12 protein-coding genes and 1 pseudogene are annotated in these 12,062 nt (G+C 70.5%); 8 read left to right on the forward strand and 5 right to left on the reverse strand.

Features of this window, described 5'->3' with window-relative positions; genetic code table 11:
- Positions 1-104 precede the first annotated feature (104 nt).
- The 3 genes from ACWENQ_RS36440 (at position 105) to ACWENQ_RS36450 (ending at position 3,069) form a co-directional block, all read left to right on the forward strand.
- Positions 105-509 carry a hypothetical protein gene (locus ACWENQ_RS36440; protein WP_449928568.1) on the forward strand — a complete coding sequence of 135 codons (405 nt, stop codon included), beginning with the start codon at positions 105-107 and terminating at the stop codon, positions 507-509.
- Between the two features lie 575 nt (positions 510-1,084).
- Positions 1,085-2,299: an FAD-dependent monooxygenase gene (locus ACWENQ_RS36445; RefSeq protein WP_452418287.1), complete on the forward strand. Its 1,215-nt coding sequence runs from the start codon at positions 1,085-1,087 to the stop codon at positions 2,297-2,299.
- A gap of 50 nt (positions 2,300-2,349) precedes the next feature.
- Positions 2,350-3,069 (forward strand): TetR/AcrR family transcriptional regulator, encoded by a 720-nt coding sequence (locus ACWENQ_RS36450; RefSeq protein WP_452418289.1) that lies wholly within the window; start codon positions 2,350-2,352, stop codon positions 3,067-3,069.
- A 120-nt stretch (positions 3,070-3,189) separates the two neighbouring features.
- Here the strand turns inward: ACWENQ_RS36450 and ACWENQ_RS36455 are convergent.
- Positions 3,190-3,516, reverse strand: a pseudogene (locus ACWENQ_RS36455) (saccharopine dehydrogenase NADP-binding domain-containing protein); the annotation flags it as partial.
- Positions 3,517-3,694: 178 nt separating this feature from the next.
- Here ACWENQ_RS36455 and ACWENQ_RS36460 point away from each other — a divergent pair.
- From ACWENQ_RS36460 to ACWENQ_RS36475, 4 genes are all read left to right on the forward strand, one after another.
- Positions 3,695-4,525, forward strand: a complete 831-nt coding sequence (locus tag ACWENQ_RS36460; protein ID WP_452418291.1) for a S1 family peptidase — start codon at positions 3,695-3,697, stop codon at positions 4,523-4,525.
- A gap of 153 nt (positions 4,526-4,678) precedes the next feature.
- Positions 4,679-5,662 carry an AraC-like ligand-binding domain-containing protein gene (locus ACWENQ_RS36465; RefSeq protein ID WP_452418293.1) on the forward strand — a complete coding sequence of 328 codons (984 nt, stop codon included), beginning with the start codon at positions 4,679-4,681 and terminating at the stop codon, positions 5,660-5,662.
- 108 nt (positions 5,663-5,770) lie between these two features.
- Positions 5,771-6,166: a VOC family protein gene (locus tag ACWENQ_RS36470; protein WP_449928542.1), complete on the forward strand. Its 396-nt coding sequence runs from the start codon at positions 5,771-5,773 to the stop codon at positions 6,164-6,166.
- Between the two features lies 1 nt (position 6,167).
- Entirely contained in the window at positions 6,168-6,989 is an 822-nt protein-coding gene (locus tag ACWENQ_RS36475; RefSeq protein WP_452418295.1) for an alpha/beta fold hydrolase, read from the forward strand.
- 596 nt (positions 6,990-7,585) lie between these two features.
- Here the strand turns inward: ACWENQ_RS36475 and ACWENQ_RS36480 are convergent.
- On the reverse strand, positions 7,586-8,737 hold the full coding sequence (locus ACWENQ_RS36480) for an epoxide hydrolase family protein (RefSeq protein ID WP_449928538.1): 1,152 nt from the start codon (positions 8,735-8,737) through the stop codon (positions 7,586-7,588).
- Positions 8,738-8,800: 63 nt separating this feature from the next.
- On the opposite strand from ACWENQ_RS36480, the gene ACWENQ_RS36485 reads away from it, so the two are divergent.
- A complete protein-coding gene (locus tag ACWENQ_RS36485) occupies positions 8,801-9,778 on the forward strand; it encodes a helix-turn-helix transcriptional regulator (RefSeq protein ID WP_452418297.1) in 978 nt (325 codons plus the stop codon).
- Positions 9,779-10,002: 224 nt separating this feature from the next.
- On the opposite strand, the gene ACWENQ_RS36490 is transcribed toward ACWENQ_RS36485, so the two are convergent.
- The 3 genes from ACWENQ_RS36490 to ACWENQ_RS36500 form a co-directional block, all read right to left on the reverse strand.
- Positions 10,003-10,128, reverse strand: a complete 126-nt coding sequence (locus ACWENQ_RS36490; protein ID WP_452418299.1) for an STAS domain-containing protein — start codon at positions 10,126-10,128, stop codon at positions 10,003-10,005.
- Between the two features lie 283 nt (positions 10,129-10,411).
- Positions 10,412-11,317, reverse strand: a complete 906-nt coding sequence (locus tag ACWENQ_RS36495) for a DnaJ C-terminal domain-containing protein (RefSeq protein ID WP_452418301.1) — start codon at positions 11,315-11,317, stop codon at positions 10,412-10,414.
- A 226-nt stretch (positions 11,318-11,543) separates the two neighbouring features.
- The gene (locus ACWENQ_RS36500; protein WP_452418303.1) at positions 11,544-11,978 is read right to left on the reverse strand and encodes an Hsp20/alpha crystallin family protein; all 435 of its coding nucleotides are present in this window, start codon (positions 11,976-11,978) and stop codon (positions 11,544-11,546) included.
- Positions 11,979-12,062: the final 84 nt, after the last annotated feature.

Here is a 12,062-nt window from a genome sequence, read left to right on the forward strand (position 1 = left end):
CCCTCAGAGACTTTCGTGGGGTTGGCGCTCCGTATGCGTGGAGAGGTGATGGAGGCCTGCGCCATGGCCGACATCGGTGGTACGGCGATGAAGGGATGGCGATCATGTTCGCTGTTCATCGTTCCAGAGGCACGTACTGTCTGGCGGCAGTACTGGCCTCCACCGCGCTGACACTGACGGCCGGCGGCACGGCCGCCGTGGCAGCGCCCCACGTCACGGCGAGCGCCGCTGACACTTCTGTCGTCAAGGTGAGGGAAGGAAACTACTTCATCGCGCTCTCGAGGTGGCGCTTCAGGCCCGGAAGCGTCACCTTCAGGATCAAGAACGTGGGCTCGCACCCACACGGCCTGTCGATCAGGGGACCCGGCGTCAGCCGCACCTCCATGATCGTCCCACCTGGAGGACGGACAGCGCTCACGGTCACCCTGAAGCATGGCCGGTACCTGCTGTGGTGCCCGGTGGACCAGCACCGCCAGCGGGGCATGTGGACGTGGATCGGGGTGGGATAGCACCCCCATAACGCCCATCACGTGACCGGCTCGCGCAGCTCGCGCGAAGCCGGGGGGTGAGCTGCGCGCCTGTCCCCGCCACTCTGGTCCCCTCGGCGTCCAGGGAGAACCGGCAGCCCGCTGCGGGCCGGCCCGGCCCCAGCCCGCAGCGCCTGCACACGCCCCGGATCCGTCGCCCGGCTCGGACCCGGGGCGCTGATCGCGGGTTGCGCTGGCGCTGCCGCTGTTTCCGCTTGTGCTGGCGCTGCCGCTGTTTCCGCTTGTGCGGGTACTGCCGCTGTTTCCGCTTGTGCGGGTACTGCCGCTGTTTCCGCGGAGGACGGCCGCTCCCCCGCCGGCCGCCTCCGCCCGCGACCGACCATCCGGCCGGCTTCGGCACGCCTTTACACCCGAGGGGAGTCTTGGCCCCGCGCAGAACAGCCCGCCGGAGGCCGATGGCGACGACCCTCTGACACTCCTGTCTTCCCGGTGCGGGAGGTTCGCCCGTGTGGCCTCCACCACAAACTGACCAAACGAACTGAATTGGTCAGTTCGTTCAGTAGCGTCATGGACGACACGACAGGAAGGAAGTCGTCATGACGGGCACAGTCAGACATGGCCGGGCTCTGGTGGTCGGTCTCGGGATAGCGGGCATCGCCACCGCGCTGCGGCTGCGGGAAGTGGGTTGGGAGCCGGTACTGGTGGAGCGGGCGCCCGCGCGCCGTTCGAGCGGGTACTTCATCATGCTGTTCGGCACCGGTATCGCCTCCGCCCGCCGGTTGGGCGTGCTGGAGGCGATCGGTGACCGCAGGAGCCCGCAACTCACCACCTACGAGGTGAACCGGGCCGGGCGCCGTAGCCCCGGCATGAGCCCGGCCGACCTGCCTGGCAAACCCCGGCTGGTGGTGCGCGGCGACATCGAGCAGGCGCTGTTCTCCGCGCTGCCGGACGATGTGGAGATCCGCTACTCCACCGTGCCGACCCGCATCACGCAGGACGATTCCGCCGCGACGGTCACCCTGCACGACACCGCCTCCGGCGCCGTCGTCACCGAACGTTTCGACCTGGTGGTGGGCGCCGACGGGATGCGCTCCACCGTGCGTGAGCTGGTCTTCGGCTCCCAGAACCATTTGCATCCGCTGAACTACATGATCGGTGCGACCGTCCTGAAGGAGTCCATAGAGGGCTTCACCCAGGACGAGGGCCTCGTCCTGGCCGAGCCGGGACGCTCTGCGTGGATCTTCTCCTTCCGCGACCACACGCCGGGCCTGCTGTTCTCCTACCGCACCGATGACACGGACGCCGAGTTCGCGCGCCCGCCGATCGAGTCCATCAGGGCCGCGTTCGGCCCGCAGCCCCCCGGCCCGCTGCTGGAGCGCTTGTTCACGGCGTTCGAGCAGGCCCCGGACTTCCTGTTCGACTCGGTGCACCAGGTCAGGATGCCGCGCTGGCACCGCGGCCGGGTCGTCTTGATCGGTGACGCCGCATGGTGCGTTACCCTGTACGCGGGCATGGGCGCCTCCAGCGGCATCGCCGGCGGCGAACTCCTGGGCACCATGCTGCAGCGCCACCCCGGCGACCTGTCCGGCGCGCTGCGCGCGTGGGAGGACCGGATGCGGCCGTTCATCCACACCGAGCAGAAGAGCGCGCTGGTCATGCGCCGGCTGCTCACCCCGCATGACCGCAAGGAGCAGATCATGCGCAGCGTGATGGTCCGCCTCATGCACGCGCCGGTCATCGGCCCGGCCATAGGCAAGATGGTGAACGGCCCCGACATGAACAACAAACAGCTGGACATCGCCGCCGCCTGACCCGATTCCAGCCCGATGGAACCCGAGCACGGGAGAAGAGGACCGCCCCGGTGAGCCAGCTGATCGAGCGCCACTCGCGTAAGGCCGCCCGCATCCTGGACAGCGCACGCGAGCTGGTGCTCGACCATGGCGTGCGCAAGGTCACCGTCAGCGAGATCGCCCGGGTGGCAGGGGTCGGCAAGGGCACCGTCTACCTGTACTGGCCCGCCAAGGAAGACCTCATCCTCGGGCTGTTCGCACGCGACGTGCTGACCTTCCTGGACGAGATCATCGCCCGCATCACCGCCGACCCCGCCGTCGTGCTGCCGCGCCGCTTCGCCCCGCTGCTGATCCGCACCGGGTTGAAACTCCCGCTGGCGCGCCGCCTGCACAGCGGCGACACCGAGCTGCTGCGGCTGCTCACCCAGCAGACCGGCGACCGCGAGCTGTTCGCCCGCACCACACCCAGCGCCATGTGCGAGATGGGAATGCCGATCGTGCACCGGCACGGACTGGTCCGCCACGACCGTCCCCTGCCGGAGCAGACGTACACCGTACACGCCCTGCTCACCGGGTTCGGCACCGCGATGTCCGACCCGGCCACCGCGGTGCCCGGCGTCGACGATCCCGACAAGGTTCTCGCCGACACCGTCGCCCGGCTGCTCGAGCCCGACACCGCACCCGGTGAGCAGGCCATCGCCGCGGCCGCCGCGGAGACCGTCGCCGTCCTCCGCGAGATGAGGGACGCGGTGCTGGATCTCATCGACCGCAGTCAGACCCTCCAGCAGTGAGCAGATCCTGGCCAGAGACGGCCACCGCGGCACGACCCTGCCTGTGGCGCCCATGCTGATCACCGCGCACACATCCGCCGCGCGGGCCTCGGCGTCGAGGTCGAGCATCTCCAGGGTGGGCTCCCAGTCGTCACAGATGTCCAGGTAATGGGTACGGCCAGCGATCGCAGCCCGCAGGACCAGGGGGCCGAACCGGTAGTACGGTCCGACGGTGTTGACCACGAGGTCGGCCTCGGCCAGCGCGGCGGCAAGGGCGCCCTCGTCGGTGACGTCGACCTGACGGGCGTCGAGCCGTACCGGGCCGCCTTCCAGATCCTTGACCAGTGCTCGCGCCGCATGCAGGTCCCGGTCGGCGACGACGACCTCCCGGACCCCGGCAAGACCGGCCGCTTCGCGCACCACGACCCGCCCCATCGCTCCGGGTCCGCCAAGGGCGAGGATTCTCATGGACCCCCCTACGGGAGCGTGACTGACCCCGCCACCTCGGTCCACACGAGCCGTGATGTCCGCCCTGGTCAGGTGGGGTTACCCCTACCCCATGTTGGCGTGCTGACGTGATCCCCCAGGAAAAGACGGACATCTAGCTTTATAACGTCTCAATCTTCCACTGAAGGGTTTCTCCCCCGTGATTGGCAAGAAGTCGTTCCACCGCGCCATGTCCCGTTCCGCCGTCGTCGCCCTGGCCGGCGCGGCCTGCCTCGCGGCGACGGCCGGCAGCGCCGGAGCGATCATCAACGGCACCAAGCCCACCGAGTCCTACGGCTTCATGGCCTCCATCCCCATCACGGCGCCCGCCCTGGGCCTCAAGGACGGCAACTGCGGTGCGGCCCTGATCAACCCCCAGTGGGTGGTCACCGCGGCGCACTGCGTCGACATGGAGATCGGCTCGATCGTGAAGGGCACCGTCCGCATCGGCAGCGACCAGCGCAAGTCCGGCGGCACCGTCCGCAGGATCGCCCAAGCGATCACCCACCCCCGCTACGCCCAGGGCACGGACAAGGCGCCGTACAACACCGCCGACCTCGCGCTGATCCGCCTGGACAAGCCCGTCTCCGTCAAGCCCGTCCCGATCGCCCGGCAGGCCGGCAAGCCCGGCACCCCCACCCGCATCATCGGCTTCGGCATCACCACGTTCAGCAAGAACCCGGACGAGTGGAAGATGGCCAAGAAGCTGCGCCAGCTGGAGACCCGCCGCGGCGCGATCTCCGAATGCGGACCCGGCTACGCCTCCGACACCCGCCTGTGCACCATCAGCCGCACGCCCAAGGCCATGGCCTGCAACGGCGACTCCGGCGGCCCGCAGATCCAGCGCGGCCGCGGCGGTCGCTGGGAGCTCATCGGCGTCACCTCCGGCCCCGGCGCCCCGAGCCCCTCCTGCGCCGAAGGCCCCGGCCTGTACACCAACGTGAGCGCCTACACCGACTGGATCAACCAGACCATCCGCGCGAACAGCTGACCCGCTGCCCGCCCTGCCCGGGCCGCCGCGCACCCGGCGCCTGCGAGCAGGCCAGCGGCGTCGGCGACGGCGGCCTCCAGGTCAGCCAGAACGGCGGGTTGTCTGGATCATGGCCTTTCGATCGATCGTGGTCGCGCTCTATGATCTTCCGGAATGGCGGGAGGTGGGTTGGCCGTTCTGATCCGGGCAAGCGATGTGCCCGCCGCGCAGCGGGTGGATGCCTGGTTGAGCGTCGTGTGCGACATCCTCGGGCCGCTGGACGTGCGGATGGATCGAAACGTCGCCCTGCAGGGGCAGATCGAGGCGGCCCAGCTCGGTCCGGTCGGCATCGGCAGGGTCCAGACCACGACGCCGCACCGCGTTCTGCGGACGCCAGGCTTGATCCGGAAGGAGAGCCCGGAGCTCTACCGGGTGGTGATGCCCGTATCCGGGACCATCCTGGTCGAACAGGACGGCCGCGCGGCGCGGTTGGGGGCGGGGGACCTTGCCATCTACGATTTCTCCCGGCCTTATGAGCTGGTCTACGACACGACGGTGGAGCTGGCCGTCTTCAGCTTCACGCGCGAGATGCTGGCCGTGCCCGCGGATCCGGTCGCTCGGCTCACCGCCGTCGCGATCTCTGGAAGCGGCGGCACGGCGGCGTTGGCGGCGCCGCTGCTGGCTCGAGTGGCCCGCGACGTGGAGACCTACCAGCCGGCCAGCGCGGCCCGGCTGTCCACGGTGGTGATGGACCTGCTGGCCGCCACCGTCGCCGAGCAGGCGTCCCAGCTCGCGGCGCTCGAGCCGGAGACCCGCGAACAGGTGCTGCTGCGGCGCGTCCACACCTTCATCGAGCAGCACTTGGGCGACGCCGGCCTCGGTCCCGCGACGGTCGCGGCGGCGCACCACGTCTCACTGCGGTACCTGCACCGCCTGTTCGCGTCGCAGGACACCACGCTCGCGGCGTGGATCCGGCACCGCAGGCTCGAACGCTGCCGCCGCGACCTGGCCGATCCGGCCAATGCCGGCCAGCCGGTCAGCAGCATCGCGGCCCGCTGGGGACTACCCGACCCGGCACATTTCAGCCGATTGTTCCGGCAGGCGTACGGGATGCCGCCGGTCGAGTACCGCCGAGCGAGCCTGACGCCGAGCGGCTGAGGCCCGGCACGGATCGTCAAGCGGCCGGCACGCGGCGACAAGCCGGGCGATCGGCCGATCAGCACACTGGAGGCCACAAGGAGACCCCGGAAGAAAGAGAGACCGACAATGTCCGGTCCCGCCCTGTTCGTGAACCTCGCCGTCAAGGACCTCCACCGCTCCAAGGCCTTCTACACCGCGCTCGGCTTCGAGCACTTCGGCATGGCCGACGACATGGCGTCCGTGATCATCAGCGAGCGCACCCAGGTCATGCTGCTGGCCGAGCCGACCTTCGCAGGCTACGCCAGAAACGAGGTCGCTGACCCGGCCAAGACCACCCAGGCGATCCTGGTCCTCGGCCTCGACGACCAAGGGCAGGTGGACGAGCTGATCGGCAAGGCCGTGGCCGCAGGAGCCGAGGAGCTCGGCGAGCCCGTCACCGCGGGCGGGCGCTACCAGCGTCACTTCGCCGACCCCGACGGCCACCACTGGTCCGCGCTGTGCATCGCCGCGCCGAGCAACTGACGTGACGACCCCCACCATGGTCACCGGGACCGCGACGTCGGCCGACGGCACGAGCATCGTGTTCGACCGCCTCGGCTCGGGACCGGTGGTCGTCCTCGTCCATGGCGCGGTCACCGACCGGTCCCACCCAACGCTCGCCGAGGTCGCCCGAGCCCTCTCGCCCTGGTTCACGGTGGTCAACTACGACCGCCGTGGCCGCGGCGGCAGCGGGGACACCCGCCCCTACGCCGTCCAGCGAGAGATCGAGGACCTTGCCGCCGTCATCACGGCGACGGGCGGCAGCGCCATGGTCTTCGGCGGGTCCTCCGGCGCCGCACTGGCGCTGGAGGCCGCGGCCCAACTGCCCGCGATCACCTGCCTGGCCCTGTGGGAGCCGCCGTACCACGTCGACCCGACCGCTCCCTACCTGCCGGACGACTTCGCCTCGCGCCTCACCGCCCTGATCGAGGCGGGACGGCCGGGCGACGCGGTCGAGCTGTTCATGGTCCAGGCCGCAGAGGTCCCCGCCGACGCGGTCGCCGCCATGCGGACCCATCCCACCTGGACGCACCTCGAAGCCATCGCCCGCACCCTCGCCTACGAGGCCGAGATCATGCGGCCAGGAAACCGCCTCCCCACCGTCGCCGCCACGCTCACCCAGCCCACACTCGTCCTCGACGGCGGTGACAGCCCCGCCTGGATGCGCAACGCCGGAACCGCCGTAGCCCGCACCATCCCCGCCGCCTGCCACCGACTCCTCCCGAACCAGTCCCACGACGTGGCCGCCCACGCCCTGGCCCCCGAACTCCTCGAATTCTTCGCCAGACAGCAACGACGTCCCTGATCCCGAAACCCCAGCGCCGAAGAACTGCTCGCGCGGACCCGCCGAGCGCCGGTCCCTCCCGCGCAACCCCGCCGGCTTCCCTGACCCCACAGCCTCCCGCTCCCTCACGCGCGGGCGCGCGACCGGGAGGACCATCCGGAAGGTCAGCGCCACCCCGGGAACCTCGTGGAGGGCGGGGCCGCGCGTGTCAGGACAGATGACGCCGCCGAGCACGTTCTCCACCACCAGGCTGGACCAGAGACCGGTCGGCCCGTTGGCGTAGACGACGTTGTAGAGCGCGAACCAGACGAGCATGCCAGCGGTGAGCAGCGCCAGGATGCCGGCGATCATCGCCGGATTCGGCTGCATCCGCACTACTCGCGTGTTTCGGCGACACGAACCCGCCGCCCGTCATGGGCCGCGATCATCGTAGTGAAAGGTCGCGAATGGTGGCGGTTGGTGACAGCTCGCTGGCTTCGCGGCGCGGGGATCATGGGCGTTCCTCGGGCGTGTGGTCGCAAGAGCGCCGAGACCGTAACTCCTGACCCGCACGTCAAGGTCAACCTCCTCGAAGCTGGCCGCCACGCGCGGGGCACTCGCGGACCCCTGCTGTCCGGTTAGCCCAGGCTCCGGAAGAACGCCCGGAGGTCGGCGATCATCAGGTCGGGGGTCTCCAGGGCCGCGAAGTGGCCGCCCCGCTCGAACTCCGACCAGCGCACCACGTTGTGCGCCTGGTCGGCCAGCGGGCGGACCGAGAAGTCCGTGGGGAACACCGCGACCGCGGTCGCCACCGTCCCGCGCTCCTTCGGCGCCCACATGGTGAAGTCGTTGAACCGCTCGTAGTAGGTGTGAGCCGCCGAGCCTGCGGTGCCGGTGAACCAGTAGATGCTCACGTCGGTGAGGATCCGGTCCCGGTCCACCGCGTCCTCGGGGAGCTCAGCGGCCGGGTCCGTCCAGTCCTTGAACTTCTCCACGATCCAGGCGAGCTGACCGGCGGGGGAGTCGTGCAGCGCGGCCGCAACCGTCTGCGGGCGCGTGCCCTGGACCTGCATGTACGCGCCCAGCTTCTCCTGCCACTCCTTCATCCCGGCCAGCCGCCCACGCTCGGCCTCGGTCAGCGAGCCCATGATCGCCGGATCGCCGTTGGGGAACGTGAGCAGGCCGTTGACGTGCACGCCGATGACACTGTCCGGCGCGGCGCGTCCTACCAGCGGAGCGATGAACGCGCTGACGTCGCCACCCTGCACGCCGTACCGGTCGTAGCCGAGCCTGGACATCAGCTCCGCCAGCGCCGCGGCGGTGCGGCCGTCCGTCCAGCCGGTGCCGGGCAGCGGGCCGGAGAAGCCGTACCCCGGCAGCGACGGAATCACCAGGTGGAAGGCGTCGGCGGCCTCGCCGCCGTGGGCCACGGGGTCGGTGAGCGGGCCGATGAGGTCGAGGAACTCGACGATCGAGCCGGGCCAGCCGTGCAGCAGCAGGAGCGGGGTGGCGTCGGGCTCGGGGGAGCGTACGTGCAGGAAGTGCACCTGCGCGCCGTCCACGGTGGTGGTGAACTGCGGGTACGCGTTGAGCGCCGCCTCCTGGGCGTGCCAGTCGAAGCCGTCGGCCCAGTAGGTGGCGAGCTCCCGCAGGTAGCCGGTCGGCACGCCACGCTCCCACCCGGTGCCGGGCAACTCGGGGGCCCAGCGGGTACGGCGCAGCCGCTCGTGCAGGTCGTCGCGGTCGGCCTGCGGGATCTCGACGCGGTAGGGCTGGATCTCGTTCGTCATGTCCGTCACGGTATTGGCCATTGGTGTCAGGTTTGGGCACCAATCGTGGCCACAATGGTGCCCATGTTGGAAACCTCCGCGCGGCTGCTGCGCCTGCTGTCGCTCCTGCAGGCGCGTACGGACTGGACCGGTGCCGAACTCGCCGACCGGCTGGAGGTCGGCCTGCGCACCGTGCGGCGCGACGTCGAACGGCTGCGCGAGCTGGGCTATCCGGTGGACGCCACTCCGGGTGTGGCCGGCGGATACCGGCTCGGGGTGGGGGCCGCGTTGCCGCCGCTGCTGCTCGACGACGAGGAGGCCGTGGCGGTGGCGATCAGCCTGCGTACGGCCGCGACGGGCAGCGTCGCCGGCCTGGAGGAGGGTGCGGTGCGGGCGCTGGCCAAGCTCCAGCAGCTCCTGCCCTCCCGGCTGCGGCACCGGGTGGAGGCGTTCCGCGCGGCGACCGTGGCGCTGCCCGGGACGGCCGATCCGGAGGTCAGCGCCGATCTGCTGGCCGCGATCGCCACGGCGTGCCGCGACCGGCGCCGGGTGCGGCTGCGCTACCGGGGGCGCGACGGCGTCACCGCGCGCGAGGTCGAGCCGCACCGGCTGGTGCACACCCCGCGCCGGTGGTACCTGGTGGCGTGGGACGTGGCCAAGGACGACTGGCGTACCTTCCGGGTCGACCGGATCGAGGAGCCGCTCGGGCCACCGGGGGCGCGCTTCACGCCGCGCATGCCGCCCGAGGAGGACGCGGCCGCCTACGTCTCGCACGCCATCACCTCGGCGCCGTACACGTACCAGGCCCGCGTCCTCTTCCACGCCCCGCTGGAGGCGGTGGCGCCGCGCACGTCGCCCGGCGCTGGACGGCTGGAGGCCGTGGACGCGCGCACCTGCCTGTTCACGGCCGGCTCGAACTCGCTGCGTGAGCTGGCGGTGCACGTGGCGGTGAAGGGGTTCGACTTCGAGGTGCTGGATCCGCCGGAGCTGGTCCCGGTGCTGCGCGAGGTCTGCGACCGCCTCGACCGGGCCGCGACCATGTCGGACCCGGGTTCCGGCTGAAGGAGGTTCCGGTAGCAACGGCGGAAAATCGAGACGCCCTCACATCAGGGCAGGTCAGGGGTACATCCGTTGGATTTTCCGCGATTACTACCGGGACCCCGGGCACGGCGACCAGGGTTTTCGGACTATTCGGGCCCCTCTATGCGCGGGCGCGCGTGGCGCCCCGGCCCGGCCGCTGAGCGGCGAGAAGTTGACGGTGGTCGGCGACAAGTTCTGTCAGTAGCTCACCGTAGTTGAGAATGCTCTCGTCGGTAGGGCAGGATCTGCTGCTTGATCGCCATCAGTGCGCGCAGCCCCGAGCAGTCCATGAACGACACCTGGCTCAGGTCCACCACCAGCGCGGGAGCCATCCGGTGCTGGGCATTAGCACCGCCTGCAGAAGGTCAGCGGTCGCCATGTCGAGCTCCCCGAGCGGGCGGACGACAACACGGTGGCCCTCGTCTTTGCACGTCACCGTCAGACACCCCATCGCAACCCCCACTGATCTCTATGCCCCGAATTGTCGCGAACCGTTACATTTGCCATCAGGTGGCCACAGTCGACGGCGCCGTGCCCTCCCGGCTGGGCAAACCCCTGGCAGGCACACCGGCAACGGTCCCTACTTGGCTAGAGGGGGCAGCTGCGGTGCGGCGGTCACGGCTGCCTTCTCGGGTCGAATCCGGTTCTGGCCGCCAGCTGCTGGAACAGGCGGCGCTCGTCCTCGCTGAGCGAGTTGGGGACCACGATCCGGGCCTCGGCGTACAGGTCGCCGGGGGCTCCCTGGGGGTTGGGCAGGCCACGGCCGCGGAGCCGGAGACGGTGCCCGCTCGAGGTGCCCGGCGGCACCTTGATCATTTCTGGGCCGGCCGGGGTGTCCACCGGCACGACGGCTCCCAGCGCGGCCTCCCACGGAGCCAGACGAAGCTCCACGTGGATGTCGCGCCCCTGCACCCGGTACTTCGGGTGGTCGGCGACGCGCACCACGAGGAAGAGATCGCCGTCCGGCGCTCCCGCCCTGCCGCGCCCGCCCTGCCCCGCGATTCGGAGGCGCTGGCCTCCGATGAACCCGGGAGGAACCACGATCTCCATCCGGTGGCGATCGTCGAGGGTGAGGACACGGCGGGCGCCGTGGTAGGCCTCCTCGACGGTGATCTCAAGCTCGGCCTCCTGATGGGCGCCTGCGGCGGGGGCCCATCCCTGGTACGGGCGGTGGCCGAACATGTCGCCGAACAGGTCGTCGAAACCGGGAGCCGTCGTCCAGACCGGGGCGGGCCCCGGCGTCGGCGCTCCTCGCCGGACCCGTACGTGCGGCCGCATGCCGGGGTCCCAGCCCGCTGAAGCCGGCTGGAAGTTCTGTCCGGCCGCGTCGTAGCGCCTGCGCGCCGCCGGGTCCCCCAGGACGCGGTAGGCCTCGGAGATCTCTTTGAAGCGCTCCTCGGCGCCGGGCTCGCGATTGACGTCAGGGTGGTAGAGGCGGGCCAGTCTGCGATAGGCACGCTGAATCTCCTCCTGGCCGGCAGTCCTGGTGACCCCCAGCACCTGGTAGAAGTCCTTCGCCATCGCCCGATCCCTTGGTCACTGCGTGAAAGCTCGGGAAGGCCGGCCGTCTCGGGTCAGTCCGGCTCGGCGTTCCACGGTTCCTGCCAGGGTTCCGTACCGCGTGCTGGACCTGGAGAAGATCGGCGACCTGGCGAGCGCGGCAGCGTGGACGATCGGCCTCCGGGCCGGGGGCGGGCCACGGGACCATGCGCGGCGGTGCCGCGCCATGGCCCGTCCCCGGAGCGGGTCAGGCGTTGATGGCTTTGCTGTCGCCGCGGCTGATCTCCACCTTGCGCGGCTTGGCCTTCTCCATCACGGGGATGCGCACGGTCAACACCCCGTTGGTGTAGTCGGCGTCGATCCTGTCGCTGTCGAGGTGCTCGGACAGGTAGACGCGGCGGGTGAAGGCTCCCATCACCCGTTCGCGGACGAAGACGCGCTCGTCCTGGCCGAGCTCCTCCTCGCGGCGGGCGCTGACCGAGAGCACCCCGCGGTCGACGGTGACCTCGATGGAGTCGGGGTCGATGCCGGGCAGATCGAACCGCAGCACCACGTCGTCGGCGCGGCGGATTCCGTCCATCGGCATCACCGCGCCGGCGCCCTCGGCGGCGGCCTGGCGGGTCAGCCGGTCGAACTGACGCTCGAACTCCTGCACGAACGGGTCGATCGACGTCAGCAGCATCGTGCTCACCTCCGAAGATCCCCCGGGGCCGACGGCACCCAGGGATGCCTGCTCTGCCACAGAGGAAAACCTCTAAGAGAGATT

This window comes from Nonomuraea sp. NPDC004354, from assembly GCF_053602555.1.